This is a genomic window from Aquabacter albus (assembly GCF_040049275.1).
GTDB lineage: Bacteria > Pseudomonadota > Alphaproteobacteria > Rhizobiales > Xanthobacteraceae > Aquabacter.
In genome coordinates this window covers 17,540-43,093 of sequence record NZ_JBDZDT010000016.1, presented here as the reverse complement: position 1 = coordinate 43,093, position 25,554 = coordinate 17,540, and the positions used below count along the sequence as shown (strand labels likewise).

25 protein-coding genes are annotated in these 25,554 nt (G+C 65.3%); 17 read left to right on the top strand and 8 right to left on the bottom strand.

From position 1 onward, the window contains the following. Positions 1-37: 37 nt before the first annotated feature. A complete protein-coding gene (locus ABLE91_RS27445) occupies positions 38-1,168 on the bottom strand; it encodes an acyl-CoA dehydrogenase family protein (protein WP_348935731.1) in 1,131 nt (376 codons plus the stop codon). A 182-nt stretch (positions 1,169-1,350) separates the two neighbouring features. Between ABLE91_RS27445 and ABLE91_RS27440 the strand changes: the two genes are divergently transcribed. From ABLE91_RS27440 to ABLE91_RS27425, 4 genes are all read left to right on the top strand, one after another. Further along, positions 1,351-2,049: a winged helix-turn-helix transcriptional regulator gene (locus ABLE91_RS27440; protein WP_348935730.1), complete on the top strand. Its 699-nt coding sequence runs from the start codon at positions 1,351-1,353 to the stop codon at positions 2,047-2,049. Positions 2,050-2,381: 332 nt separating this feature from the next. Then, a complete protein-coding gene (locus ABLE91_RS27435) occupies positions 2,382-4,043 on the top strand; it encodes an arylsulfatase (RefSeq protein ID WP_348935741.1) in 1,662 nt (553 codons plus the stop codon). 98 nt (positions 4,044-4,141) lie between these two features. Further along, complete coding sequence (locus tag ABLE91_RS27430) at positions 4,142-5,206, top strand: HAD family hydrolase (RefSeq protein ID WP_348935729.1); 1,065 nt, start codon at positions 4,142-4,144, stop codon at positions 5,204-5,206. Between the two features lie 132 nt (positions 5,207-5,338). Further along, entirely contained in the window at positions 5,339-6,028 is a 690-nt protein-coding gene (locus ABLE91_RS27425) for an outer membrane protein (RefSeq protein ID WP_348935728.1), read from the top strand. A gap of 4 nt (positions 6,029-6,032) precedes the next feature. On the opposite strand, the gene ABLE91_RS27420 is transcribed toward ABLE91_RS27425, so the two are convergent. After that, positions 6,033-6,455: a response regulator gene (locus tag ABLE91_RS27420; RefSeq protein WP_348935727.1), complete on the bottom strand. Its 423-nt coding sequence runs from the start codon at positions 6,453-6,455 to the stop codon at positions 6,033-6,035. Further along, on the bottom strand, positions 6,452-6,853 hold the full coding sequence (locus ABLE91_RS27415; RefSeq protein ID WP_348935726.1) for a response regulator: 402 nt from the start codon (positions 6,851-6,853) through the stop codon (positions 6,452-6,454). Before ABLE91_RS27415 ends, ABLE91_RS27420 begins: the two co-directional genes overlap by 4 nt. Before the next feature lie 210 nt (positions 6,854-7,063). Here ABLE91_RS27415 and ABLE91_RS27410 point away from each other — a divergent pair, with 210 nt between their 5' ends. The 5 genes from ABLE91_RS27410 to ABLE91_RS27390 all read left to right on the top strand — a co-directional run bounded on the left by ABLE91_RS27410 (position 7,064) and on the right by ABLE91_RS27390 (position 11,611). Further along, positions 7,064-7,873: an ABC transporter permease gene (locus tag ABLE91_RS27410; protein WP_348935725.1), complete on the top strand. Its 810-nt coding sequence runs from the start codon at positions 7,064-7,066 to the stop codon at positions 7,871-7,873. Between the two features lie 78 nt (positions 7,874-7,951). Continuing rightward, a complete protein-coding gene (locus ABLE91_RS27405) occupies positions 7,952-8,734 on the top strand; it encodes an ABC transporter ATP-binding protein (RefSeq protein ID WP_348935723.1) in 783 nt (260 codons plus the stop codon). After that, positions 8,734-10,101 carry an enolase C-terminal domain-like protein gene (locus tag ABLE91_RS27400; RefSeq protein ID WP_348935722.1) on the top strand — a complete coding sequence of 456 codons (1,368 nt, stop codon included), beginning with the start codon at positions 8,734-8,736 and terminating at the stop codon, positions 10,099-10,101. Before ABLE91_RS27405 ends, ABLE91_RS27400 begins: the two co-directional genes overlap by 1 nt. Further along, a complete protein-coding gene (locus ABLE91_RS27395; protein WP_348935721.1) occupies positions 10,098-10,448 on the top strand; it encodes a cupin domain-containing protein in 351 nt (116 codons plus the stop codon). The genes ABLE91_RS27400 and ABLE91_RS27395 overlap by 4 nt, the downstream gene beginning before the upstream one ends. Beyond that, positions 10,448-11,611, top strand: a complete 1,164-nt coding sequence (locus tag ABLE91_RS27390) for a dihydrodipicolinate synthase family protein (RefSeq protein ID WP_348935720.1) — start codon at positions 10,448-10,450, stop codon at positions 11,609-11,611. The genes ABLE91_RS27395 and ABLE91_RS27390 overlap by 1 nt, the downstream gene beginning before the upstream one ends. Positions 11,612-11,765: 154 nt before the next feature. Here the strand turns inward: ABLE91_RS27390 and ABLE91_RS27385 are convergent, their stop codons facing one another. Further along, the gene (locus ABLE91_RS27385; RefSeq protein WP_348935719.1) at positions 11,766-12,539 is read right to left on the bottom strand and encodes a ferredoxin--NADP reductase; all 774 of its coding nucleotides are present in this window, start codon (positions 12,537-12,539) and stop codon (positions 11,766-11,768) included. 186 nt (positions 12,540-12,725) lie between these two features. Between ABLE91_RS27385 and ABLE91_RS27380 the strand changes: the two genes are divergently transcribed. From ABLE91_RS27380 to ABLE91_RS27345, 8 genes are all read left to right on the top strand, one after another. Further along, positions 12,726-14,330 (top strand): acyl CoA:acetate/3-ketoacid CoA transferase, encoded by a 1,605-nt coding sequence (locus tag ABLE91_RS27380; protein WP_348935718.1) that lies wholly within the window; start codon positions 12,726-12,728, stop codon positions 14,328-14,330. A gap of 31 nt (positions 14,331-14,361) precedes the next feature. Then, complete coding sequence (locus ABLE91_RS27375; RefSeq protein WP_348935717.1) at positions 14,362-15,051, top strand: TetR family transcriptional regulator; 690 nt, start codon at positions 14,362-14,364, stop codon at positions 15,049-15,051. A 184-nt stretch (positions 15,052-15,235) separates the two neighbouring features. After that, positions 15,236-16,486: a hypothetical protein gene (locus ABLE91_RS27370; protein WP_348935716.1), complete on the top strand. Its 1,251-nt coding sequence runs from the start codon at positions 15,236-15,238 to the stop codon at positions 16,484-16,486. Next, positions 16,486-17,169, top strand: coding sequence for a hypothetical protein (locus ABLE91_RS27365; protein WP_348935715.1), 684 nt, complete (start codon positions 16,486-16,488; stop codon positions 17,167-17,169). The genes ABLE91_RS27370 and ABLE91_RS27365 overlap by 1 nt, the downstream gene beginning before the upstream one ends. Positions 17,170-17,350: 181 nt before the next feature. Beyond that, a complete protein-coding gene (locus tag ABLE91_RS27360) occupies positions 17,351-18,007 on the top strand; it encodes a hypothetical protein (protein WP_348935714.1) in 657 nt (218 codons plus the stop codon). Between the two features lie 916 nt (positions 18,008-18,923). Then, positions 18,924-20,399, top strand: coding sequence for an oxidoreductase (locus ABLE91_RS27355; RefSeq protein ID WP_348935713.1), 1,476 nt, complete (start codon positions 18,924-18,926; stop codon positions 20,397-20,399). Beyond that, positions 20,315-21,316, top strand: a complete 1,002-nt coding sequence (locus ABLE91_RS27350; protein WP_348935740.1) for an NAD(P)-dependent oxidoreductase — start codon at positions 20,315-20,317, stop codon at positions 21,314-21,316. The genes ABLE91_RS27355 and ABLE91_RS27350 overlap by 85 nt, the downstream gene beginning before the upstream one ends. A 10-nt stretch (positions 21,317-21,326) precedes the next feature. Next, positions 21,327-22,106 carry an enoyl-CoA hydratase/isomerase family protein gene (locus ABLE91_RS27345; RefSeq protein WP_348935712.1) on the top strand — a complete coding sequence of 260 codons (780 nt, stop codon included), beginning with the start codon at positions 21,327-21,329 and terminating at the stop codon, positions 22,104-22,106. A gap of 155 nt (positions 22,107-22,261) precedes the next feature. On the opposite strand, the gene ABLE91_RS27340 is transcribed toward ABLE91_RS27345, so the two are convergent. The 4 genes from ABLE91_RS27340 to ABLE91_RS27325 all read right to left on the bottom strand — a co-directional run bounded on the left by ABLE91_RS27340 (position 22,262) and on the right by ABLE91_RS27325 (position 25,441). Beyond that, positions 22,262-23,029, bottom strand: coding sequence for a 2-keto-4-pentenoate hydratase (locus ABLE91_RS27340; protein ID WP_348935711.1), 768 nt, complete (start codon positions 23,027-23,029; stop codon positions 22,262-22,264). Next, complete coding sequence (gene fdxA / locus ABLE91_RS27335; protein ID WP_348935710.1) at positions 23,026-23,358, bottom strand: ferredoxin FdxA; 333 nt, start codon at positions 23,356-23,358, stop codon at positions 23,026-23,028. Before fdxA ends, ABLE91_RS27340 begins: the two co-directional genes overlap by 4 nt. A gap of 36 nt (positions 23,359-23,394) precedes the next feature. Continuing rightward, positions 23,395-24,201, bottom strand: a complete 807-nt coding sequence (locus ABLE91_RS27330; RefSeq protein ID WP_348935709.1) for a shikimate dehydrogenase family protein — start codon at positions 24,199-24,201, stop codon at positions 23,395-23,397. A 247-nt stretch (positions 24,202-24,448) separates the two neighbouring features. Then, a complete protein-coding gene (locus ABLE91_RS27325) occupies positions 24,449-25,441 on the bottom strand; it encodes an ABC transporter substrate-binding protein (protein WP_348935708.1) in 993 nt (330 codons plus the stop codon). Positions 25,442-25,554 lie beyond the last annotated feature (113 nt).

Genomic DNA, 25,554 nt, shown 5'->3' with positions numbered 1-25,554 from the left:
CGACCGGCCGTGATCCCTCACGGCCGGTCGCTTGTCTTCACCCGTCGATGTCCAGCCCCAGCGTGACGCGCCCGGTGTAGCGCAGTTGCGGCATTTCCTGGAGCGGGTGGAACCGCGCGCCCTGAACGTCGCGGAAGGCGCGTTCAAGCCCGAGGTCGCGATAGAAGGCGGCGCCTCCCACCACTTCCATGGCGCGCTCCACGGTCTCGATCGCGGCCTTGCCCACCAAGGTGCGGCCGATCATGACGCGGCTCGTCATCTCCGGCCCGGGCGTGCCCGTTTCGGCGCATTGGACCATGTGGTCGAACGCCATGGCGGTGGCGGCGGCGGCGTTCTCCATCTCGCCCAAGAGATAGGCCAGATTGCCGTCGTCCGGCTTCTTGCGCGCGATCTCCAAAGCTTTCGCCCGCGCGCCGTCTGCGACCCCCACATAGGCCGAGTAGATGAGCGGGAACGCGATCATGCTGATGATGTGGAACAGCATGTGCCATTTGCCCTGGGGGCGCCGGCCGGAGATAGACGCCTCCGGCACGAACACGTCCTTCAGCAGGACCTCGTGCGAGCCGGTGCCGCGCATGCCCAGCGCGTGCCATGTATCCAGAATGGTGACGCCCGGCGCCTTGAGCGAAACGGCGAAATGCAGCACGGTCGGCCCGGCATCGAGATCGTCATAGACCGCGCTCGTCACCAGAAGGTCGCCCGCGGGGCTGCCGCTGGAGAAGATCTTCCGCGCATTGACCAGAAACCCGCCTTCGCTCTTCACCGCCGTGCCGGCGCTTTTGAGCCAGTCCGATCCGCCGCTCGAGACGAGGATGAGATCTTCCGCCACCACGCGCTTCAGGAGCCCTTCCGTCGGCGCCTTCTGGTTCCGCCAACGCCAGGCGGCGACGGCTACCAAATGGGAATGCATCGAGAAGGCGAGCGCCGTGGAGCCGCATCCCGCGCCAAGCCGGCGAATGGCCTGGCAGACCTCCGTGACGGTGGCGCCGCCGCCGCCGAACTCCACGGGAACGAGGGCCTTGAAGAAGCCCTCGTCCTTGAGCTTCTGATAGGTCTCGAACACGAAGCTGTCGTTCGCATCGTGATCGGCCGCCCCCACGCCGAATTCCCCGGCAAGGCGCGCGCTGCGGGCCGCCCAATCAATGGGGGCCGGTTCGATTTTTGCCATAGGTTCAATTGCCATCTGCTTCCTCCGACTGGGTAGTACCGCAGTACTCACTCCCGCCGACAAGCATTCCAAGGCTGGGTTGGTGCGGCAAGTTCAGGAACTGAATCTCGCCAATACAGAAAATGAACTTGGCTCCTTCGAGCCATTAGCTTACTCTCATTTTCTATTCCGCAGGGAAAGAAATGACCCAGGGCAGCTACAAGCAATTTTGCCCGGTGGCGATGGCGGCGGAGATTCTGTGCACGCGCTGGACCGTGGTTCTGTTGCGCGAGCTCGTTGCCGGCTCGGCCCGTTTCAACGATCTGCGGCGCGGCGTGCCGCGGATGTCGCCGGCGCTTTTATCCCAGCGGCTTAAGGAGCTCGAAGCCGCCGGCATCATTTCCCGCACGCCCTCGCGCACGGAAGCCGGGGTGTCCGAATATCGCCTGACCGCCGCCGGCCAGGAACTGAAGCCGCTGGTGGAGGCGTTCGGCATCTGGGGCCAGCGCTGGGTCGAAACCGAGCTTTCGCTTCAGCACCTCGACGTGTCCCTGCTCATGTGGGACATGCGCCGCAATCTGGACCCCACGCCCATGCCGGCACGGCGCAGCGTGATCAAGTTCCAGTATCCTGAACTGTCTGCGGCACAGCGGTCCTGGTGGCTCGTGGTCGCTCCCGGCGCCGACGTCGACCTCTGCGGGATCGATCCCGGCTTCGACGTCGATCTTTACGTCTCCACTGACCTTCGGACCATGACGGCGATCTGGATGGGCCTTGATACCGTCCACAACGCGATCAAGGGCCGGCGCCTGATGCTGACCGGTGATCGCATGCTCACCGCCGACATGCAGGCCTGGCTCGGCCTCAGTCCCTTCGCGAAGGAGCGCAAGCTGGCGAGCTGACACCATGCTTCCGCAACTTAAAAAATTGCCCGATCGCATCATTTTCAGTTCAAGGGATGAAGCGTATCATTTCGGCAGCGAACATTACCTCAAGGCACAGTCCAAGAATTGAATCTCCAATTTGCGGTTACCCGCTCTTTGGGATGAGTTTTGTGCGGCCTGAGATCTCATCCAGGGACAACAAGCAAACGGCGAATAAGAACTAGGCATACCCAATAAGAATGAGGGCGGGGGTTGAGGGGGCACCCCAAAGGAGGTGCAACATGGCAACCCCAAGCCGCTCCGGGACATGGCACGCCGCACTGGCGGCGGGGCTTTCCATTGGATGCCTGATGGGCCTGCCGGGCCCGGCGTCCGCGCAGCAGCCCTCCCAGCCCAACATCCTCTTCATCATGGGCGACGATATCGGCTGGATGCAGCCGAGCATCTATCATCGCGGCCTGATGGTGGGAGAGACGCCCAATATCGACCGCATCGGTCAGGAGGGCGCGATCTTCATGACCTATTATGCCGAGCAGAGCTGCACGGCCGGCCGCAACGCCTTCTTCACCGGCATGCATCCGCTGCGCACCGGCATGATCCCGCCCCAACTGCCGGGCAGCCCCTCCTATCTGCGGCCCGGCACGCCGGCACTCGCCAAATTCCTGCTGGATCTTGGATACAACACGGGAGAGTTCGGAAAGAACCATCTGGGCGACCACACCGACGCTCTGCCCACAGCCCATGGTTTCCAGGAATTCTGGGGCTACCTCTACCACCTCGATGCCATGCAGGGCGTGAGCTTCCCCGACATCAACAGGACCCCGACCGAGCAGACCATCGCCCCGCCGTGCCGGAACACGCCCATCCCGGGCCTTGCGGAGGTTCCCGGCGCCGTGGACCCCCGGACCACCATCTGCCTGACGCCGCCGCGCCCGGTCATCGCCTGCACCTCCTCTGATGGCTCGGCGGCCAACCAGCGGTGCAGCGACCAGGGCCCGCTGACACTGGAGCGCTCGAAGACGGTGGACGAGGAGATTTCGGCCAAGGTCATCGACTTCCTCGACCGCAACGATCCGCGCCGCACCAGCAAGCCCTTCTTCGTCTGGTACAACCCCGCGCGCATGCACATCACGACGGTGCTGTCGGACAAGTACATGGCCATGGTGGGTCAGCCTGGCGGGAAGGACTGGGGCATCAACGAAGCTGGCATGAAGCAGATGGACGACAATATCGGCCTCGTCCTCCAGAAGATCGAGGACATGGGGCAGACCAACAACACCATCGTCGTCTTCACCACCGACAACGGCGCCGAGGTGATCACCTTCCCCGATGGCGGCACGACCCCCTTCAAGGGCGGGAAGCTGACCACCTGGGAGGGCGGCATGCGCGCGCCCATGGTGATCCGCTGGCCCGGCGTCATCAGGCCCGGCACGATCAAGAACGACATCTTCGCGTCCCTCGACTGGGTGCCGACCTTCGTCGACATCGCCGGCGGGCCGAAGGGTGACGGGCTGAAGCGGCAGATCGAGGCCGGCCAGTATCCCGGCATCGTGAAGACCACCCTCGATGGCGTCGACCAGCGCGACTATCTCGAAGGCAAGTCGGAGACATCGGCGCGCGACACCTTCTTCTACTATACCGGCGCGACGCCTTCGGCGGTGCGCTACAAGAACTGGAAGATCTACTTCTCCATGGCGGGCGCCTGCGCGAATTGCGGCCTGAAGGGGGTGGAGAACTACAAATGGGCCCAAGTGGACAATATCCGGCGCGATCCCTTCGAGACCGCCGTCGGCTTTGATCAGGGAACCATGTTCGGCATGAGCGGCGCGCTCGGCGGCCCGGTGACCGCTTACGTCTATGACTGGAACATCCTGCCCATCGGCCAGGCGCTGTGGCTGAAGGAGTTGGAGACCTACCAGCAGTTCCCGCCCATGCAGGATCCGGCGAGCTACAACCTCTCCCAGGTTCTCGACGAGCTGAAAAAGAACGGACACCGCAACCCGAGTGAATAGTGGTGCCCGAGCAGCGGGGATCGAAACGGGCGCTCCTCGGCGGGCGCCCGGAGCCCGCCGCCGGCTGACGGCGTCATTTCCAGGCAAAGGAAACGACGATGAAACCGACCTTTCCTGCCACCGGCCTCAATCGCCGAAGCCTGCTTACGGCCCTGGCGCTTCTCCCGGCGTTTCCTCACGTGTTTGGCCCCGTCTCCGCGCTGGCGCAGACGACAACGACAGACCCGCTTCCCGCCTGGAATGACGGGGCGCCGAAGCGGGCGATCCTTTCGTTCGTGCAGGCCACTACGGACCGGGCAAGCGCGAACTTCGTGCCGGCGGAAGCGCGCGTCGCCACGTTCGACCAGGACGGCACGCTGTGGGTGGAGCACCCCATGTACACCCAGGTGGTCTACTGCCTGGACCGCGTCCCGGCTGTGGCGGCGGAGAAGCCGGCCTTGAAGCGCGCCGAACCGTTCAAGACCGTGCTCTCCGGCAACCGCGCGGCGATCGCCAAGCTGTCCATGCGCGATCTGGAGACGATCCTCGCCGTGACGCTCTCGGGCATGAGCGTCGAGCAGTTCGGCTCCGAGGTGAAGGAGTGGCTGGCGAAGGCGAGGCACCCGCGCTGGGATCGTCCCTATACCGAGCTGGTCTACCAGCCGATGCTCGAACTGATGCAGTATCTGCGCACCAATGGCTACCGGACCTATATCGTGACCGGCGGCGGCCAGGATTTCGTGCGCGTCTACTCCGGAGATGTCTACGGCACCCCGCCCGAGCAGGTGGTGGGCACGGCGGGCGGCACCCATTACGGCTATGATGCGAAGGGGCGGCCGCTCCTCACCAAGGAGCCCAGACTCCTGCTGAACGACAACAATGCGGGCAAGCCCGAAGGAATTCACCTCCTCATCGGCCGCCGGCCCCAGGCGGCGTTCGGCAATTCGACGGGCGACCGGCAGATGCTGGAATACACCCAGGTCGGTGGTGGCGCACGGCTCGGCATGCTGGTTCTGCACGACGATAAGGAGCGCGAGTATGCCTATGGCCCCGCAGGCGGCCTGCCGGACACGCGGGTAGGCACCTTCTCCAACGATCTGATGAAGGAAGCGGGCTCGAGGGGCTGGACGGTGATCAGCATGAAGAGCGACTGGAAGCGCATCTTCCCGTTCGAGCAGGCCTGAGCAAGCAGGTGCCCGAGATAGCCGGTCCCCAAAAGGCTTTCCGTTTCCAATCCATTAGGGTTAACCGGCGCTTAAGCGTCCCATGCGAGCTTGCCGAAGCCGCGACACCCCCGCGGCGCACGGACGCCACGTATGTCGTATTGCTTCCGCCCGGCCCTCCTCCTTGCCTCCGCGCTGATCGCCGGGCTGCTTCTGCGCACGCCCGCGCACGCAGCCGATCCTGATGTGTCCGCCCCCGGCCGCGCCGGTGACTTCACGCTTGAGGTTCCGGAAATTGAGGATGAGGGGCCGCTGTCGGGCTGGTATCTGCGCCTCGATGGCGGCGGCTCGCGCGTCAGCGAGGGAATGGCGAAATTCGGCCCCGCGTCGCGGCCCTATAGCGGGGGCGGCGGCTGGACCGTGGGCGGCGGCATCGGCTATCGCGTCCTGCCCCAGCTTCGCCTCGACGTCACAGCCGATTATATCAGCCACAACAGGGTGCATGAGGCCGCCTACCTCGCGAACGTCTATTGGGATCTCGCCACCTGGGGCAAGGTCACGCCCTATGTGGGCGCTGGCCTCGGCATGGGCTTCATCTCGCTTTCGACCCGCGCCCCCGTGGGCCTTATTTCCGGGCTCGACCGCGACGACTGGCAGCCTGCCTGGGCCCTCATGGCGGGCGTCGGCTGGGCGCTGACGCCTGATATCACCCTGAATATGGGCTATCGCTACCTCAACCTGGGCGCGCCGGCCTTCAGCACCCCGTCGCCGGCCTGGGCGCTGACGCTTTCCAAGATCGATGAGCAGCAGTTCCGCATCGGCCTGCGCTACGCCTTCAAGTGAGCCGTCAGGTCTCCGGCAGGCGCGCGCTCTGCCGTGCCGCCATCAGCCGCCGGATCTCGTTCAACGCAAGCTGCGGATCGTAGGGGCGCGCCAGGGTCGGCCCCTCCTCGCAGAGGTCCGCCGCCTCGTCCACCGCCCGGGCCGGCGTGCCCGCGAGGATAACGTCGACAGAAGGAAAGAACTCCCGCACATGCCGCGCCAGCGCGAAGCCCATGGTGGCGCCCGGCGCGGTCACATCGGCCAGCAGGGTGTCCACGCGCGGCTCGCCATGGGTGAGGATCGCCAGGGCCTCGTCGGAGGAGACGGCCTCCACCACCTGATAGCCGCAGGCGCGCAGATATTCGGCGAGCACGTGGCGCACCACCACGTCGGCGTCCAGAAGAAGGACGCAGGGGCGCGGTTCGGGACGCGGCTGTTCCGATGTCATTCCATTGCCTCCTTCCGGATGAGGGAAAAGATCAAGGCGAGGGCGTCCGCGGGCAGATAGGGTTTCCGCAGGAAGCCCGTCGCCCCGTTCGCGCCGGCCTGGTCCAGGCGGCCGGACGTGACGAGGACGGGCAGGTCGGGACGCCGCAGCCTGAGGCGCCGGGCCAGTTCCAGGCCATCGAACGTGCCCGGCATATGCACGTCGGTGAACACGAGATCCACGGCGAGGCCCGAGGCGAGCACCGCCTCCGCCTCCTCCGCACTGGCCGCTTCGACCACGGTGAACCCCTGCTCGCGCAACGCCTCGCAGATGACGAGTCGCACGAGCGCCTCATCCTCGACGACGAGGATGGCCTTCGACCGCCCCGCCAATTCGGGCACCGCCTGCGCCTTTGTCATTCTTCCCCGGTCCTTGTCTCTCTCGGCAGAAACGACCCGTTCACCATAACGGTTCCGCTCAAGTCTTCACCCGGCCGTGAGGTCGCGCACCAGGCGTGGCGCAGCGCTCGCAGTCTGAAACCGCGGGTGCGCGCTTGACGCCCCGGACGCGCTTCTATTAACTATCGAGTTAATAAAAATACAGACTGCATAGCTCCAGGGAGGAGCGCCATGGCGCAAGCGAAAAGCCGCCTTTCGGTCGGCGAGATTCTGCAGGGCCCCTGGATTCGTCCGGTCCTGTTCCTCATTGCATTGATCGTGGTGTGGGACCTAGCGATCCGGGTCTTCAACATCCCGCCCTATCAGGTCCCCTCGCCTGTGGACGTGGTGATCACCCTCTACAAGGAATGGCCCCTGCTGCTGCGCGAGGCCATGCCGACCACGGGGGCGACGATTGCGGGCTTCCTGCTCTCCGCCGCCTTCGGCATCCCCGTCGCCATGCTCATCGCCTCGTCCAAGACGGTGGAGAGCTATGTCTATCCCCTCCTCGTCTTCTCTCAGTCCATCCCGAAGATCGCCATCGCGCCTTTGTTCGTGGTGTGGTTCGGCTTCGGCATCTTTCCGAAGGTGATCTCGGCCTTCCTCCTGGGCTTCTTCCCGGTGGTGGTTTCCGCCGTGCAGGGCTTCAAGTCCGTGGACCCTGACCTCCTCGACCTCGCCCGCGCCATGGAGGCGAAACGGTTCCAGACTTTCCGGATGGTGAGCCTGCCCTTCGCCACCCCCGCCATCTTCGCCGGCCTGAAGGTGTCGGTGACGCTGGCTGTGGTGGGTGCGGTGGTGGGCGAGTTCGTGGGCTCGAACTCCGGCATCGGCTTCGTGCTCCAGCGCTCCATCGGCAATTTCGAACTGCCCATGATGTTCGCGGCCCTGGTGGTGCTGTCGCTCATCGGCGTCATCCTGTTCTGGCTGGTGGACGTGATCGAGCGCGTCGCCATTCCCTGGCATGCGAGCCAAAGGCACGACTTCGTGGTCGCGGCCTGAGCCCCGTGAAACCGGACCGTTCTTCGAGGATGTCCTGAAATGGCCCGAACCCAATTGCGGCTTGTCAGCGAAGCCCACATGCCACAGAGCACACGCCCGATCATCGAGATGAAGGGGGTCTCCAAGACCTACCGCACCCGCGACGGCGACGTGCCCTCGCTGAAGCCCATCGACTTCACCATCAATGAGGGCGAGTTCCTCGTGGTGGTGGGGCCATCCGGCTGCGGCAAGTCCACCTTGCTGAAGATGGTGGCTGGCCTCCTGCCGCCCTCCACGGGCGAGATCCGGGTGCAGGGGAAGGTGATCGTCCAGCCCCATTCGGGGGTGGGCGTGGTGTTCCAGCAGCCCTTGCTACTCCCCTGGCGCAGCGTGTTCTCCAACGTGATGATGCCGGTGGAGGTGAAGGGCCTCGACAAGGACGTCTACGGCAAGCGCGCCCACGAGCTTCTGGAGATGGCCGGCCTGAAGGACTTCGCCCGCAAATATCCCTGGCAGCTTTCCGGCGGCATGCAGCAGCGCGCCTCCATCTGCCGCGCTTTGGTCCACGACCCCAAGATCGTGCTCATGGACGAGCCCTTCGGCGCGCTCGATGCCATGACGCGCGAGAAGATGAACGTGGAACTCCAGCGCATTCAGCGCGCCACGGGCAAGACGGTGCTGTTCATCACCCATTCCATTCCCGAGGCGGTGTTCCTGGCCGACCGGGTGATGGTGATGAGCGAGCGCCCCGGCACCATCGCGGCCGTGTATGACGTGGAGCTGGAGCGCCCCCGCACCCTCGACGTGATGGCGGACCCGCGCTTCGTGGCGCTGACCCAGAAGATCCGCCACCATTTCTACGCCCATGGCGGCCTCGACTGATGGACGCCCCCCGCCTCGCGGTGCGCGACATCGCGCTGTTCGAGCGCCGGGTGGAGTTCCGCACGCCGTTCCGCTTCGGCGCCGTCACTGTTGAAGGCGCTTCCCAGGCCTTCGTGCGGGTGGAGGTGGAGCTGGAAGACGGCCGCCGCGCCATGGGCGGCACGGCCGAGCTGATGGTGCCCAAATGGTTCGACAAGCGGCCCCATCTCTCCGTAGAGGACACGGTGGACGAACTGCGCGCCGCACTCGACAGCGCGCGTGAGCTTTATCTCGCCGCCGGCCGCGACACCGCCTTCGGCCTCAGCGCCGCGTGCTATTCCGCCCACATGGCGCGCTGCGCGGATGCCGGCCTTCCCGCACTCGCCGCCGCCTTCGGCCCGGCGGAGATGGACAAGGCCATTCTCGACGCGCTCCTGCGCGCGCTGGGGCTCAATGTCTTCGAGGGCTTTTCGGCCAATGTGATGGGGCTCGACGCGCGATTGGCGCCTGATATCTCCGACGCCGCCGTCTCGGCCTTCCTCTCCTCCCGCCGTCCGGCCGGGCGCGTCGCGCTGCGCCACACCGTGGGCATGATGGACCCGCTGGACGGCCCCGAGGGCATCGCGGCTTTGGGCGAGCGCGAGAAGGTGGGCTTCTTCAAGCTGAAACTCTCCGGCACCCTCGATGCGGACCGGCAACGCCTCGCCGCCATCGCTGCGCGCCTGCCGGCGGACAGCCGGGTGACGCTGGACGCCAACGAGCAATATGCCGACGCGGCCGCGCTGACCGCCCTTGCGGACCTCATCGCCCGCGACCCGGACCTCGCCCCCATCAGGGACCGCCTGCTCTATCTGGAGCAGCCTCTGCCCCGCGAGAAGACCTTCGACGAGCCGCTGGCCGCCATCCCCTTTGACGTCATAATCGACGAGGCGGACGACGGCTATGGCGCCTTCGCGGCGGCGCGCGCGCTCGGCTATGCGGGCGTCTCCTCCAAATCCTGCAAGGGGCTCTACAAGTCCCTCGTCAATGGCGCGCGCGCCCAGGCCAATGGCGGGTTCCTCACCGCCGAGGATCTCACCTGCCAGGCGGGCCTCGCCGTGCAGCAGGATACGGCGCTGGTCGCCTTCCTCGGCCTAACCCATGCCGAGCGCAACGGCCACCATTATGCCGACGGCTTTTCCGGCGCGCCGGAGGCGGACGCCTTTCTCGCTGCCCATCCCGAATTCTATGAGCGCTCGGATGGCGACGTGCGGCTCGACGTGAAGGACGGCGCCTTCCACATCGCCACCCTCGCCGTGCCGGGCTTCGCCTCCGCCGTGCTGCCGGACTGGGGGCGCCTTGCACCGCTCAAGACGCGCGAGCCCGCTTTTGCCGGGGAAGACAGATGAGCCAACCGCCCAATTACATGATCGCGCGCCTGGACGAGGTGCCGGCGGTGCCCTGCCCCTGCGGCTTTGCCCGCCGCGCCTTCGGCACGGACGACAACAAGCTGGCCACAGTGCACCTCACGGACATCACCGAGGATGCGCAGGTCCACTACCACAAGCACATGACCGAGATTTACGTCATATTGGAGGGTGAGGGAGAGATGGAGCTGGATGGCGAGCGGGTGCCCGTGTCGCCTCTGACCTCCATCTTCATCAAGCCGGGATGCCGCCACCGCGCCATCGGCCGCATGCGCATCCTGAACATCCCGATCCCTGCGTTCGATCCTCACGACGAATGGTTTGACTGATGCCCACGCTCCATCTGCCCACCGCCTCCGGCAGCATCGAGACCTATCGCACCCGCGATCCCTCGCCCTTCCCCACGCGGAAGGCCGGCCCGTTCAACCGCATCGCCTTTGGCGCCGCGCACATTGTTGCGGACCCGCTGCGCGCGCAAAATCCCTGGGTCGACACCGCCATCGACTGGGACCGCACCATCGCCTATCGCGAGCACCTGTGGGACCTCGGCCTCTCGGTGGCCGAGGCCATGGACACCGCCCAGCGCGGCATGGGCGTTGACTGGCCCACCTCGCTGGAATTGATCCGCCGCTCGGTCGCCGCCGCCAAGGCGCGGGGCGCGGGCGTCTATTCCGGGGCCGGCACGGACCATCTCGCCCCCGAGGCCGCCCGCTCGCTGGACGACGTGATCCGCGCCTATGAGGAGCAGATCGAGGCCATCGAGAAGGTGGACGGCAAGATCATCCTCATGGCGTCGCGCGCGCTCGCCCGCGTGGCGAAGAGCCCGGAGGATTACGGCCGGGTCTATGACCGCGTGCTCTCCCAGGTGAGGGAGCCGGTGATCATCCACTGGCTGGGCGATATGTTCGACCCCGCGCTCGCCGGCTATTGGGGCACGCGCGACCTTGGCGCCGCCCTCGACACCGCCATCGACGTGATCAACCGCAACGCCGCCAAGGTGGACGGCGTGAAGGTCTCGCTGCTGGACAAGGATTTCGAGATCGCCATGCGCCGCCGGCTCGGCAAAGGCGTGCGCATGTATACGGGCGACGACTTCAATTATGCGGAGCTGATCGCCGGCGACGACCAGGGCTATTCGGACGCGCTGCTCGGCATCTTCGACGCCATCGCGCCGGCGGCCTCTGCCGCGCTCACCGCGCTGGCGAAGGGCGATGAAAGTGCGTTCCACCGCATCCTCGCGCCCACCGTGCCGCTCTCGCGCCACATCTTCCAGGCGCCCACGCGCTTCTACAAGACGGGCATCGTCTTCATGGCGTACCTGAACGGCCACCAGGACCATTTCACCATGGTGGGCGGCCAGGAAAGCGCCCGCTCCACGCTGCATCTGGCGGACCTATTCCGGCTGGCGGATGCCGCCGGGCTGCTGCGGGATCCAGATCTTGCGGCGGCGCGGGCGCGGCCGGTGTTCGCGGCGCATGGGGTGGCGGCTTAGCTTGAACGAACCCCTCGGATTTTGCCCTCCCCCCTTGCGGGGGAGGGTTGGGGGGGTGAAACACTTTCCACTCGCGCGACGCATGACGCGCCAAGCGGCACCATACCCCCCTCCCCGACCCTCCCCCGCAAGGAGGGAGGGAGTTTTCCCCGAGCTACTTCTCCACGAACGCCTTCTCGATCACATAATGCCCCGGCTCGGACATGCTGCCCTCGGCAAAGCCCCGCTCATCCAGCAACGCGCGGATATCCTGGATCATGGCCGGACTGCCGCACATCATCACCCGGTCGGCGTCCATAGCGAGCGGCGCAAGGCCCACGTCGGAATAGAGCTTTTCGGAGAGCATGAGGTCGGTGATGCGACCGGTGTTGCGGAAGGGCTCGCGCGTCACGGTCGGATAGTAGACGAGCTTTTCCTTGACCGCCTCACCGAGGAATTCGTCCTCCGGCAGCGCGCGCGTGATGAGGTCGCCATAGGCTAGTTCCCCCACCGTGCGGCAGCCATGCACCAGCACCACCTTCTCGAACCGCTCATAGGTTTCGGGATCGCGGATGATGCTCATGAAGGGCGCAAGGCCCGTGCCGGTGCCGAGGAGGTAAAGGTGCCGGCCCGGCAGCAGATTGTCGTGGATCAGCGTGCCCGTGGGCTTGCGCCCCACGAGGATGCGGTCGCCCACCTTCAAATGCTGGAGGCGCGAGGTGAGCGGGCCGTCCTGGACCTTGATGGAGAAGAATTCGAGCTGTTCGTCATAGTTCGGTGACACCATGGAATAGGCGCGCAGCAGCGGGCGCCCGTCCACTTCCAGGCCGATCATGGTGAACTGGCCGTTGATGAACCTGAGGCTCTGGCTGCGGGTGGTGCGGAAGCTGAAAAGGGTGTCGGTCCAGTGGTGGACGGAGAGGACTTCTTCGTGGTCGAAATTGCTCATGGGGCGCTCGGGGTTCTGGATGCGGGGCGCACGATGACAGCGCGTCCGGTGGGGCCGGACGATTTGACGGATCGATGGCGCAAGTTATATAACTAACTAGTGAGTTACACAAGGCACGCAGCGCGAGGCAAGCTTCCGCAGCGGCGTCCGCGGGCCCTTCAGAAGGCCCGAACCGGGAGGATCGAGATGGCGATGCGGGTGGTGAGCGCCGAGGACGCGGCGCGGGTGGTGCAGTCGGGCGACACGATCCTCATCGGCGGGTCCGGCGGCGGCCATGCGGTGCCCGACACCCTCATCGCCGCGGTGGCCGAGCGCTTCCTCAAAGAAGGCGCGCCCCGCAACATCACCACCGTCCACCCCGTGGGCCTCGGCGACCGCAAGACCCGCGGCGTCGGCCACCTCGCCCATGACGGCCTCCTGAAGCGCGTGGTGTGCGGCACGCTGGTGGATTCCCCGCCGGTGGAAAAGATGGCGCTGGAGGACCGCGTCGAGGCCTATACCCTGCCCCAGGGCGCCCTCTCCCAGCTCACCCGCGAGATGGCCTCCGGCCGCCCCGGCCTCGTCACCCATGTGGGGCTGAACACTTTCATCGACCCGCGCCTCGGCGGCGGGCGGCAGAGCCCGAGCGCCACGGAAGACCTTGTGGAAGTGGTGGAGCTGGCCGGCCGGGAATGGCTCTTCTACAAGCCCTTCGTGCCCAATGTGGCCTTCCTGCGCGGCACCACGGCGGACGAGGACGGCAACGTCACCATGGAGCAGGAGGCCATCTTCGGCGAGATGATCTCCATGGCCCAGGCCACCAAGCGCATCGGCGGCACCGTCATCGTCCAGGTGAAGCGGCTCGCCAAGCGCGGCACCCTGAACCCCAAGCAGGTGAAGATCCCCGGCATCCTCGTGGATCTCGTGGTGGTGGACCCCGCCCAGACCCAGACCTATGTGTCCGACTACAACCCGGCCTATGCGGGCGAACTGAAGATCCCGCTGTCCGCCATCGCCCCCCTGCCCTTCGACCCGCGCAAGGTCATCGCCCGGCGCGCAGCGCTGGAGCTGTATGAAGGCGCGGTGTGCAATCTCGGCTCGGGCATCTCCACCGGCATCGCCACCGTGGCGGCGGAGGAAGGCTGCCTCGACGCCATCACGCTCACCAACGAGCAAGGCCTCATCGGCGGCGCACCGGCCTCGGGCAACGAGGTGGGCGCGAGCCGCAACTTCCACGCCATGATCGACCAGCCCTACCAGTTCGATTTCTATGATGGCGGCGGGCTGGACGTGGCCTTCCTCTCCTTCGCCGAGGTGGACGCCACCGGCTCGGTCAACGTCTCGCGCTTCTCGGACCGCATCATCGGCCCCGGCGGCTTCATCAACATCTCGCAGAACGCCAAGAAGGTGGTGTTCTCCGGCACCTTCACCTCCGGCGCCCTGGACATCGCCTGGCCGGACGGCAAGGCCGTGATCGCCCGCGAGGGACGGGACAAGAAGTTCGTCGAGACCCTCCAGCAGCTCACCTATAGCGGCCTCTATGCCGCGAAGATCGGCCAGGAGGCGCTCTACGTCACCGAGCGCGCCGTGTTCCGCCGCAACGGGGCGGGCCGGCTGGAGCTGATCGAGATCGCCCCCGGCATCGATCTCGACCGCGACGTGCTCGCCCAGATGGAACTCAGGCCGGATATCGCCCCGGACTTGCGCCTCATGGATGCCAGCCTGTTCCGCCCCGGCTCAATCGGGCTTGAACAGCGGCTGAAGGTGTCGCAACGTCCGGATCGCGCAGCGCGGCCCCGACTCAGCGCCTGACCGGCGCAAGCGGGGCGTTTTTGGAAGTCCCATGACCGCCCCCACCCTCAGCCCCCGCAAGGCGACCCGCACCAAGACCGCCGCCGCTCCCGCCAGGGAAGTGGCGACGCGGGATGCCGACAAGACGCGGCTGAAGATCCTGGAAGCGGCGGAGGCCGAATTCGCCCGCAAGGGGCTCGCGGGGGCGCGCGTCGACCTCGTGGCCGAGGAGGCCGGCGCCAACAAGCGCATGATCTATTATTATTTCGGCAGCAAGGAGGACCTTTATGTGGCGGTCCTCGAGCGCGTCTATACCGACATGCGCATTGCCGAGGCCGGGCTGGAACTGGAAGACCTGCCGCCGCTGGACGCCATCACGCGGCTCGTGGAGTTCAAGTTCGACTATCCCGCCGCCCACCCCCACCTCATCACGCTTCTGAACGGCGAGAACATGCTGGGCGGGGAATATCTGCGCCGCTCCACGCGGCTGCGGGAGATGCAGATTTCTCTTATTGAGCGGCTCAAAACCATCCTCGCCCATGGCGAGAAGGACGGCACGGTGCGGCCGGGCATCGACCCGCTGCACCTCTACATGACCATTTCCGCGGTCAGCTATTTCTACTTCTCCAACACCCCCACTTTGTCCACCGCCTTCGGCCGCAACCTCGCGACGCCAAAGGAGCGGGAGATCAGGCGCAAGCATGTGGTGGATGTGGTGAGCCACTACATCAAGGCTGGCTGAAAAACCTCTCTTCTTTGTCCCGGTTTCGATCCGACACGCTCCCGCCACGCGTGATGCTGCGCCGTCGCGGCCGAGGATGTTTGGGCGGCGCGCTATGGGACCCTGCACTTATATAGGAATTTAATCTTGCAATCGGCGCGGACGCGATATAGGATTAATTACCTAAATCCATCGAGCGCGCCCCATGTTTCCCTCCTCGACACCCGCAAACGACATCCAGCTCCTCACCCGGTCGATCGCCTCCGGCGAACGGGCCCTGCGGCTCCTGCAGCCCCTTCCACCCACCGAACAGCGCCGGATCAAGATGCGCCGGATTGAATCGAACCTGGCCTTTCAGCAGCTTCAGCTCGCCTTGGCCCGATATGAGATGGTTCGGCGGAAGTTCAATCCCGCACAGTTGCGCGTCCCCGCCGGCCATCCCGACGGCGGCCAGTGGACCGACGAAGGCGGCGCTGCTGGCTCTTTTGTCAGCGCCGGCGGACGCAGCGGCCGCATTGGGAGCGATCGCTCTGCGCGAGACACCATGCGCGATGAAGCCGGGGAGCAGCCCTGGAAGGCGGTGGAAACCATCCGTCGCGCCGACGGCTCGCTGTCCCGGCAGACCGTCGTCAATCGCGACGACAAGACTGCGATCCACTCCGAATTCTCCGCTCCGACCGACTCCACTGATTGGGACGAGCGCCACACGGTGCAAATGCCCGATGGCACCTTCACGACGTTCCAGACCTCAGGGCTTTCGCAAACTGTCTTTGATACCAACCACAACGTCATCAGCAGCACGGTCTGGACCGACAACGGACTGGAGCCCGAGGCGACGGTGCAACTGGCGCTTTACGTGCCGCCGGTGCCCTTACTCAACCCGGTCGGGGCAGCGATAACGGTCATCGCCGGGGCCGTTGCCCTCTACAATATGATGTCGAGCCGGAACTCGGCCAATGAGACCGCGGTCTTTGCATTTCGCTCTGACGCTTATGTTCCGGGAGCGAAGGCGCAGAATAATGCCATCTGGGTCGGGTCCTTGACCAAGGATAAAGTGGACAAGGCTTGTCCCCGCCACACGGAAGTGCAGAGCATAACCGACGAGGCCGTCGGGAGCGTCAGCCGTGATATGTACACCTCTGCGGCACAATACGGTACGGCGGTGCACAAATGGATCGAAAGATCGGTCAACGGACCGGATCCCGAGTATCCGAAGGATCCAGATTTCCGGGCCGAAGTATCGTTGACAAAATCTAATTACACAACCTATGGTAGCGAAAATTCGAAGCGAGTTGACGTGCTCGAAAATCCGGGGAATGGCACCGTGTGCGTCTACGACATCAAGACTGGCAAGAGCGGTCTCTCGCCAGCCCGCGCTGTCGAACTGGCAAGCACGGTCCAGCATTATTGGCCGGGTACACAGCAAATCATCGTCACTGAAGTGAGGCCGCACTGATGACGACGGCAGCAGAAGTGAAGGCCATAGTGCGGCCGTTGCTTGATCGAAATCCGGATCTCGCGCTTGTTGGGCGCTGGCTTTATTTAAAGCCGGTGCAGCATTTTGCACGTGCGGTCTTAATTGATCGCACAGCTTACAAAGAGCGCTTTAATCCGCAGTGGGCGGTGATCCATCTTTTTGAGTTGCGCACCTCCTTTACCCTGAGCTGGGGGAGTTGGCTTGTCAATCGACGCTCTTCTCTTCCCGGAATCTGGAGAACTTTCGACCCCGACGTGCAACTCTCTCTTATCGAGGCAGTCGAGGAACAGGCCCTACCAATATTACGAGAGATTAAAACACTTGATGAATACATTAATTTAGTTAGGAATAATACATTCTATCATCAATTATTTGAGTGGCCACATTGCAGAATAATATATGATATTGCCATCGGAGATTTGGAGAATGCGCGAAAAATACGTGATGATAATATTGAATATTGGTCCACGGAACATACGCAGTTCGATGAACAGGACAAGGCTTTGCACCGTCGCCTACGGGAATTATGTGCCCGCCTTGCCTTAGATGACCGGGCCGGGCTTGTGCAACTTTTGCGCCAATGGGAGGCTGAATCGGTTCGGAATTTGAAGATAGCGCATCTATGGAGACCGACGCCATTTCCCATCGAAGAGCTGTTTTGATGGCGATGGCTTCTGCCGGCTGAGACGCAGGCTTCAGCGCAACGCGATTGCGCGCTGCGGTCCGCTCCTTCGAGACTGCAGCGCGGGCGAGGCCGGCCCAGCATTATTGACCGGGCACGCAGCAAATCATCGCCACAGAAGTGGGGCCGCACTAATGACGACAGCAGCCGAGGCGAGGGCCATGGTGCAGCCCCTGCTCGAACGCCATCCCGATCTCGCACTCGTCGGCCGCTGGCTCTACTTGAAGCCGATCCATCACTTTGCTCGCGGAATCCTTATCGATCGCGGCTATTACAAGGAGCGGTTCCACCCGCGGTGGGCCGTGCTCCATCTATTTCAGATTCACCAGCACCACATCATGAGTTGGGGAGGGGACCTGACCAACCGGCGATCCCCTTACCCGGGGATCTGGAGCATGTCGGACACGGATGTACAACTTTCACTTATAGAAGAGGTCGAGAAAGTCGCGCTTCCAAACTTGAGATCGATTAAAATACTCGATGATTACCTGAAATTCGTTGCAGGACATACATTTTGGAATCATCTATTTGAAAGGCCGAGTCGTAAAATTATCATAGATATAGCAATAGGTAATCTTGAACCCGCCAAAGAGATCTGTAAAAGAAAAATCGATTATTGGTCAATAGATCATTCTCATTTGGACGCCTACGATAAAGCAAATTACCACCGGCTGCGGGAGTTGTGCGCGCGTCTTGTCGCGAACAACCGGACGGGGCTCGCGCAGCTTTTACATGAGTGGGAGGCGGAAACAGTGCGCTCCTTTAAGATCGCGCACCTTTGGGAGCCGACGCCGTTTCCGCTTGAGGATCAGTTCTGACGGTAATGGCTTTATCCCCGCGGCGGCGCATCGAGACCCTCGCATAACAAGCCCGGGCATGACGGTAGCGAGGGGGGCGACGCGCCCCCTCTCCCCTTGCGGGAGAGGGCTGGGGTGAGGGGGCGTCTGCGCTGGCCTCGACCTCCAGGACTCCACCCGGCGGTGCCGCCCCCTCACTGCACTCGGCACCCTCTCCTGCAAGGGGAGAGGGGAAGACGGCGGCCGAGGCGCAACCCCGCGCACGAAAATAATCCTAAGGACTATATTCCTTTCTGCGTGAACCCCTGCTATGGTCCCCTTACCTTGCACCAAGGAGGGGCGCGTCCGGAGCGGCCTGACGGGTGGTGCAGGGCAGCGGGTGTCCGACCCGGTGGGGAGTAACGCACTCCGCCGGGCGAGAAAGGAGGCCGAAGGGGTCTGCGCACCGATCCGGCGCTGGTCCGGCCGGTGGTGATGGGGAGGACTGATCACCCACGCGGCGCAGCCGACACGCCATAAATCCCCGCGCGGGAGCGGACGGAGCACCGGCTCCGACGTCACCTGTACTCCCAAGGCATGCCTGCCGGCGTGCCGGCCGCTCCCGCATCCCTCCACCCCGCCGGAAACGGCGGGGATAGGGGCGCTGGAGACACAGCGCCCTCTCATAAGCCACCCCGTCCAGCCGTCATCCCCAGGCTTGACCCCGGGATCTCTTGGGAATCCGGGCGCACCCGGCCCTGAAGGAGATGGCCGGATCAAGTCCGGCCATGACGGAAAAGAAGAAGGTGGGCCTGGGCACGACGGCCACCGGCGCGGGCCGACAATGAAACCTCTTCAGCGTGGAGCCGTTCCAGACCACATTGACAGCCGGAAACCCATGTTTTAACTAACTAGTTACATAAAGAGGCACAGAGCCCCGCCGTCCAAGGAGCCGCCCATGAAGTATGGGGATTTCCCGAAGATCACCTCGCTGAGCGGTGTCGCCGGCTTCCGCGCGCATCTCAGCGAACTGGGCATCGACATGCCGTGCGACGACATCGTCGCCGGCGGCCCGGATTCGCCGCTGGCCGCCCCGCTCACCGTGGACGGCATGACCATCGGCAACCGCTTCGCCATCCACCCCATGGAAGGCTGGGACGGCACGCGGGACGGTGCGCCTTCAGAGAACACGGCGCGCCGCTGGCGCCGGTTCGGCGAGAGCGGCGCGAAGCTCATCTATGGCGGCGAGGCGGTGGCGGTGCGCCCGGACGGGCGCGCCAACCCCCTTCAATTGGTGATGACCGAGGACACCCAGGGCGCCATCGCCGCGCTGCGCGAGACCGTCATCGACGCGCACAGGCAGGCGACCGGGTCCGACGACGGCCTCGTCATCGGCCTCCAGCTCACCCATTCGGGCCGCTTCTGCAAGCCCAACGACAACCGCAAGTTCGAGCAGCGCATCCTCTACCGCCACCCCGTCCTGGACCGGAAGTTCGGCATCCCCGCCGACTATCCCGTGCTCTCCGACGACGATATCTGGCGGCTGATCGACGACTACATCCTCGCCGCCAAGCGGGCGCAGGCCTGCGGCTATGACTTCGTCGATCTCAAGCACTGCCACGGCTATCTCGGCCACGAATTCCTTTCCGCCAAGACCCGCCCCGGCCCGTTCGGCGGCCCGCTGGAGAACCGCACGCGCTTCCTGCGCGAGCTGGCCGCCGGCATCCGCGCGGCCTGCCCGGGCCTCAAGCTCGCGAGCCGCATCAGCGCCATCGACCTCATCTCCTTCAGGCCCGACCCGGCGCGCTCGCTGCCCGGGGCGCTGGGGCCCGGTGTGCCCGACGACGACACGGGCGCCCTGCCCTATGAGTATGGCTTCGGCACCATGCCCGAAGACCCCACCGCCTATGACCTCACTGAGACCTTCGCCTTGTTCGAGGTGCTGCGGGATCTGGGCATCCGGCTGGTCAACATCACTTTGGGCAGCCCCTATTACAACCCGCACGTCACGCGCCCCGCGAGCTATCCGCCCTCCGACGGCTACCACCCGCCGGAAGACCCGCTCATGGGCGTGATGCGGCACCTGGACGTGGTGCGCGAGCTGAAGGCCCGCTTCCCCGATTTCACCCTGCTGGGCTCGGGCTACACCTATCTCCAGGAGTTCCTGCCCAACGTCGCCCAGGCCGTCGTGCGGCAGGGCTGGACCGACATGGTGGGCCTCGGCCGCATGGTGCTGTCCTATCCGGACCTGCCCATGGACATCCTGGCCGGGCGCGGGGCGCAGAAGAAGAAGATCTGCCGCACCTTCTCCGACTGCACCACGGCGCCGCGCAACGGCATCGTCTCGGGCTGCTATCCCCTCGATTCCTTCTACAAGCAGTCGGACGAGTTCAAGCAGCTCGCCGCCATCAAGAAGGCCGCGAAGACGGCCTGATAAAATTCGAGGAAACCGCCATGGAGGAAGTCTCACCGGGCGCGAAGGTGGCGTTTCTCGGCACCGGCATCATGGGCGGGCACATGGCCCGCCGGCTGGCGCAGGCGGGGTTCAAGGTCTCCGCCTGGAACCGCAGCCCGGACAAGGCGCAGAGCGTTGCGGAGCACGGCGCCACCATTGCCGCGACACCGCAGGCGGCGCTGACGGGGGCACGGGTGGCGGTGGTGATGCTCTCCACCGGCGCGGTGGTGGACGAGGTGCTGTTTTCCGGCCCCTCCCCCGCCATCACGGCGCTCGGGCCCGGTGGAACGCTGGTGGTGATGAGCTCCATTCCCGTGGAGACCTGCCGCGCCCAGGCGGCCATCTGCGCCGCCCGGGATATTGCTTATGTGGATGCGCCCGTCTCCGGGGGAGAAGTGGGCGCGCGCGAGGGCACGCTTGCCATCATGGCCGGGGGGGAACCGGAGGTGATCGCTGCCCTCGCGCCTCTCTTCGCGCCGCTCGGGCGGCCGACCCGCATCGGCCCGGTGGGCACGGGCCAGCTCGCCAAGCTCGCCAACCAGATCATCGTCGGCGCCGCAATGGTGGGCATTGCCGAGGCGTTCAACTTCGCCGCCAAGGGGGGCGCGGACCTTGTGGGGCTGCGCACGGCGCTCATGGGTGGCTTCGGGGATTCGAAGGTGCTGAACATCCACGGCGCCCGCATGGCGACGGGGGATTTCGTGCCCGGCTCCCCGGCGCAGTATCAACTGAAGGATCTGCGCACGGCGCAGGCATTGGCGGCTGATCTCGGCCTGTCTTTGACCCTGCTCGACACCATGACCGACATCTTCGCGGACATGATGGCCAATGGCGGGACGGACCGCGACGTCTCTGCCGTGTTCGAGGAAGTGGCGCGGCGCTCCGCGCGCCCATAGGAGAATTCAGATGGCCGAGAACACCGACGGCGTGGTGCGGGTGGAAACGGACGGGCATGTGGCCCGCATCGTCATCGACCGCCCCCGCAAGCACAACGCCATCACGCCGCCCATGGCCCGCAGCCTGGGGGAGAGCTGCGCCGCCTTGGATGCGGACGAGGCGGTGCGCATCGTCATCATCACCGGCGGCGGCGAGCGGGCCTTTTCCGCCGGCTCGGACATGAATGCGCTGGGCGAGATCACTGACCTCTGGGCGTTCCGCAACCGCGTGGAATATGCCGCCGTGGTGCGGGACATGAGGAAGCCCGTCATCGCTTCCCTGCGCGGCTGGGTGCTGGGCGGCGGGCTTGAGATCGCGCTTGGCGCGGACATCCGCATCGCCGGGGCCAGCGCCAAGCTCGGCGCGCCGGAAGTGACGCGTGGCTGGGTCGGCGGCGGGGGCGCCTCGCAGATGCTGCCGCGCCTTGTGGGCTACGGCCAGGCCATGCGCCTGCTGCTATCCGGCGACACCATCGACGCCGCCCAGGCATTGCGCATCGGCCTCGTGGAAGAGGTGGTGGAGGATGCGGACCTGGACGCCCATGTGATGGCGCTGGCCCAGCGCATGGCGAGCTTCAGCCCCATCGCCACCCAGACGGTGAAGGCCGCCACCCGCGCCGCCCTCTCCATGCCGCTGGAAGCGGGCATCCGCCACGAGAACGAGTTGCACGTCATCTGCATGTCCGATCGCGGCCGCCATGAGGGCATCGCCGCCTTCCAGGAGAAGCGCACGGCGAAGTTCGGGGAGTAGGTTTCGGTGCTGTTTGCCCCTCTCCCGCTTGCGGGGGAGGGCTGGGGAGGGGGGGCCGTGAAGCAGACCAACGCTCGGCACCTAGGACGGCCGCCTCCTTCCCCCTCCCTAACCCTCTCCCGCAACCGGGAGAGGGAATCCGGCTGCGGCCTCGGTCATGCTGTCAGTCTCAGCGAAATCATCCCCAGCGGCCCGAAATCGGCCATTGCGAGGCAAGGCTTGTCGACCCGCAAGGGCATCGTCGCGGAGCCGGTGGTGACGATCTGGCCGGCCAGAAGCGGGCTCGACAGAGGCTGCGCATTGGCCAGCGCCTGCACCGCCTTCAGCGGGTCGCCAAGGATGCGCCCGCCACTCCCCTCCCCCACGAACACGCCGTCGAGACTCAGCGAGACCGTCCCTGCCCGGTCGAAGCTGCGCCAGTCCCTCAGCGGCGCGCCGTAAACGAACGCGCCGTTTCCCATGCTGTCCGCAAGCCGCAGCGCGCCCGGCGCCTGGGATGGCACGCGGCCGTCCGCGATCTCGAAGGCCGGGACCATGGCCGCCACCGCATCCGCCACCTCGTCCAGCGTGTAAGGCGCCGCCCGCGCGGGCAAATCGCGCCCCAGCAGGAAGGCGAATTCGCATTCGAGAATGGGGGCGAGAAAATGGGAAAGGGCCAGCTCTGTCGGCGCCGCGTACACCGCCCCCGCCAGCAGCGGCCCCGCCACGGGGCGCTCGCCGCCATAGGCGCTCTGGTCGGCCGGCTTCAGCGCCGTCACCTTCCAGCCGCGCACCTTTTCGCCAGACAGCCGCACGATCTCGGCCTGGACGGCATAGGCTTCATCCGGGTTCGCGGGCACCCTATCGCCCACGGTCGCCCAGACCGCGGCGCGGCGCGCTGCATGGAGCTGCGCCGCGAGGGCGCGAACGGCGTCCGGGCTCATCGCGGCGCCGGCGCGGGGTTGAACTCGCCTGCTTTATCCGGGGCGCCGTTCCAGATGTCCGCATCGCCCGGCGCCGGCAGGCGCTTGGTCAGGTTCGGCCATTGGGCGGCGAAGGTGCGGTTGTGGTCCAGCCATTCCGCATGGCCCTCATCGCCCTCGGCCTTGATGGCGTCCGCCGGGCATTCCGGCTCGCACACCCCACAATCGATGCATTCGTCGGGGTGGATGACGAGCATGTTCTCGCCTTCATAGAAGCAATCGACCGGGCAGACCTCCACGCAGTCGGTGTATTTGCAGCGGATACAGTTCTCGGTGACGACATAGGCCATGGCAAATCTCGCTTGGGCAAATCTCGTTTGGAAAGATCAGGCCGCAGCGGCGGGGCGGGCGAGGCCGAAATAGGCCATCATCAGATCGCGCTGGCCGTCGAGCATGTGCTTGCCCTGGTGGATGCGGCAGCCCTTCGCGGCGGCCGCATGGAGCAGAGCGGTGGTCTCAGGCTTCATAAGCACCTCGGCCACCAGCATGGGCGGCTCCGCCTTCTCCACGTCGAAGGAGAAGCCGTCCTGGGGCTCAAGGCCGAGGGGCGTTGCATTCACCGCAAGGTCATGGCCGCGCGGGTCGCGGGTGCCGAACGCCACCTCCACCGCGGGAAACGCGGCCTTCACGCGCGCCAGCAACTCCTCACCCCGTTCCCGCGTGCGGTTGAAGATGGTCAGCGCCTTGATGCCGGATCCCGCCAGCGCGAACGCAAGCGCGCTCGAGGCGCCCCCGGCGCCGGCCATGTAGACGCGCTTGCCGCGCACCTCATAGCCCGCCCGCGCGAGCCCGGTGACGAAGCCGTGGCCATCCAGCATGGTGCCGGTATAGGAGCCGTCCTGCTCCCGGCGCACGGTGTTCACCGCGCCCACAAGCTCCCCGTCGAGGCCGAGCTGGTCCATCATCTGCATCACCCGCGCCTTGTGGGGGGCGGTGACGATGAAGCCGTCGAGATTGGCGATGGCCTTGAGGCCGGCGATCCCCGCCTCAAGGTCCTCGGGCCGGATATGGATCGGCACGCAGACGGCGTCGATGCCGTGCTCGGCGAAATAGGCGTTGAACACGATAGGGGTGCGCACATGGCCGACGGGATCACCGATGATGGCAAAGAGACGGGCAGTGCCGGCGACCATGGCGCGCTTCCTTATTAACTATCTAGTTAGGTGTTTAAGGGGGTGTGCCCGGCCTGTCAATTTGCCCGGCGCCCCTTCGCGGAGAAGCGACGACCGTCGCCTGACACAGCCGTCATGCCCGGGCTCGGCCCGGGCATCCACGCTTGTCCATTGGCTCCGGCCCGGCGGAGCCACGTGGATGGCCGGGACAAGCCCGGCCATGACGACTGGTGTACGGAGATGAGACAGCCTGCCTCGGAACCGCCCCTTACTTCGGCAGGAAGTCATTCGTGTAGAACTTGTCGCCCTGCGCGGGGTCCACTTCCACGCCGCTATATTTGGACAGGATGTCCAGCGTGCCGGAAATGTCCTTGGGGTCGGTCCAGAGCGGCGGCTTGTTCTCGGTGAGGGCCGTGTGGAGCAGCGGCAGCGTCACCGTCCAGCTCGCCAGCAGCGTCTCGCGCTTGCCGGCCTTCGGGTTCACCTTCAGCATGGCATCCACCGCTGCTTCCGGGTTCTTCTTCGCGTCCTCCACCGAGGCCTGCACGGCGCTCAGGAAGCGCTTCACGAGGTCCGGATTGCTGGCGAGAAGGTCCGGCTTCACGATGAAGGCCCCGTTCACGGTGTTCACGCCATAGTCCGCGAACAGCATGGCATAGACCGGCTTGCCGGTGGCCTCCTCGATCAGCGGCTTCTGGTCGTTCACATTGCCCAGAAGGAAGTCCGCCTGGCCGGAAATCACCGCATTGCGCTTGGTGGCCGCATCGCCGGAGATCACCTTGACCTGGTTCTCCTGGAGGCCGTTCACCTTCAGCAGAGCCGGCCACAGCTGAGAGAAGCTGTCGCCCGGCGTATAGACCACGGTCTTGCCGATCATGTCCTTAGGGGTGCGGATGTTCTTGTCCGCGAAGCCCTCCACCGCCATGGGACTCTTCTGGAGCATGATGCCGACCGCCTTGATGGGCGCACCCTTCACGGCGGCCTTCACCATGGTGCCGAAATCCGCATAGCCGAAAGTGGCCGAGCCGGCCGCGGTGGCCTGCACCGTGATGCCCGAGCCGCGCCCTTCCTGGACTTCCAGCTCGATGCCGTTCTTCGCGAAATAGCCCTTCTCGATGCCGAGATAGAAGGGCGCGTGCTCACCATAATTGTACCAGTTGAGCAGCAGCGTCACCTTGTCGGCGGCGGATGCCGCCAGGGTGCTTGCGAGAAGCGCCGCGGCGCCACACAGCAACCCGCCGAGCCTTGCTTTCAGCCTCATGTCTTCCTCCCGTGATGATGGCGGCGCGCCTGAAGCGCGTCTCGTTCTCTGGTGCTTCTCCGCCCCACCTTTGGCGCGGTGGGACGTCGTCTCGAAGGGTTGCCCTTCCCTTC

Coding starts and splice junctions, on each gene's coding strand:
- ABLE91_RS27445 (WP_348935731.1), bottom strand. CDS start 1,168: ATGGCAAAAATCGAACCGGCCCCCATTGATTGGGCGGCCCGCAGCGCG.
- ABLE91_RS27440 (WP_348935730.1), top strand. CDS start 1,351: ATGACCCAGGGCAGCTACAAGCAATTTTGCCCGGTGGCGATGGCGGCG.
- ABLE91_RS27435 (WP_348935741.1), top strand. CDS start 2,382: ATGGGCCTGCCGGGCCCGGCGTCCGCGCAGCAGCCCTCCCAGCCCAAC.
- ABLE91_RS27430 (WP_348935729.1), top strand. CDS start 4,142: ATGAAACCGACCTTTCCTGCCACCGGCCTCAATCGCCGAAGCCTGCTT.
- ABLE91_RS27425 (WP_348935728.1), top strand. CDS start 5,339: ATGTCGTATTGCTTCCGCCCGGCCCTCCTCCTTGCCTCCGCGCTGATC.
- ABLE91_RS27420 (WP_348935727.1), bottom strand. CDS start 6,455: ATGACATCGGAACAGCCGCGTCCCGAACCGCGCCCCTGCGTCCTTCTT.
- ABLE91_RS27415 (WP_348935726.1), bottom strand. CDS start 6,853: ATGACAAAGGCGCAGGCGGTGCCCGAATTGGCGGGGCGGTCGAAGGCC.
- ABLE91_RS27410 (WP_348935725.1), top strand. CDS start 7,064: ATGGCGCAAGCGAAAAGCCGCCTTTCGGTCGGCGAGATTCTGCAGGGC.
- ABLE91_RS27405 (WP_348935723.1), top strand. CDS start 7,952: ATGCCACAGAGCACACGCCCGATCATCGAGATGAAGGGGGTCTCCAAG.
- ABLE91_RS27400 (WP_348935722.1), top strand. CDS start 8,734: ATGGACGCCCCCCGCCTCGCGGTGCGCGACATCGCGCTGTTCGAGCGC.
- ABLE91_RS27395 (WP_348935721.1), top strand. CDS start 10,098: ATGAGCCAACCGCCCAATTACATGATCGCGCGCCTGGACGAGGTGCCG.
- ABLE91_RS27390 (WP_348935720.1), top strand. CDS start 10,448: ATGCCCACGCTCCATCTGCCCACCGCCTCCGGCAGCATCGAGACCTAT.
- ABLE91_RS27385 (WP_348935719.1), bottom strand. CDS start 12,539: ATGAGCAATTTCGACCACGAAGAAGTCCTCTCCGTCCACCACTGGACC.
- ABLE91_RS27380 (WP_348935718.1), top strand. CDS start 12,726: ATGGCGATGCGGGTGGTGAGCGCCGAGGACGCGGCGCGGGTGGTGCAG.
- ABLE91_RS27375 (WP_348935717.1), top strand. CDS start 14,362: ATGACCGCCCCCACCCTCAGCCCCCGCAAGGCGACCCGCACCAAGACC.
- ABLE91_RS27370 (WP_348935716.1), top strand. CDS start 15,236: ATGTTTCCCTCCTCGACACCCGCAAACGACATCCAGCTCCTCACCCGG.
- ABLE91_RS27365 (WP_348935715.1), top strand. CDS start 16,486: ATGACGACGGCAGCAGAAGTGAAGGCCATAGTGCGGCCGTTGCTTGAT.
- ABLE91_RS27360 (WP_348935714.1), top strand. CDS start 17,351: ATGGTGCAGCCCCTGCTCGAACGCCATCCCGATCTCGCACTCGTCGGC.
- ABLE91_RS27355 (WP_348935713.1), top strand. CDS start 18,924: ATGAAGTATGGGGATTTCCCGAAGATCACCTCGCTGAGCGGTGTCGCC.
- ABLE91_RS27345 (WP_348935712.1), top strand. CDS start 21,327: ATGGCCGAGAACACCGACGGCGTGGTGCGGGTGGAAACGGACGGGCAT.
- ABLE91_RS27340 (WP_348935711.1), bottom strand. CDS start 23,029: ATGAGCCCGGACGCCGTTCGCGCCCTCGCGGCGCAGCTCCATGCAGCG.
- fdxA (WP_348935710.1), bottom strand. CDS start 23,358: ATGGCCTATGTCGTCACCGAGAACTGTATCCGCTGCAAATACACCGAC.
- ABLE91_RS27330 (WP_348935709.1), bottom strand. CDS start 24,201: ATGGTCGCCGGCACTGCCCGTCTCTTTGCCATCATCGGTGATCCCGTC.
- ABLE91_RS27325 (WP_348935708.1), bottom strand. CDS start 25,441: ATGAGGCTGAAAGCAAGGCTCGGCGGGTTGCTGTGTGGCGCCGCGGCG.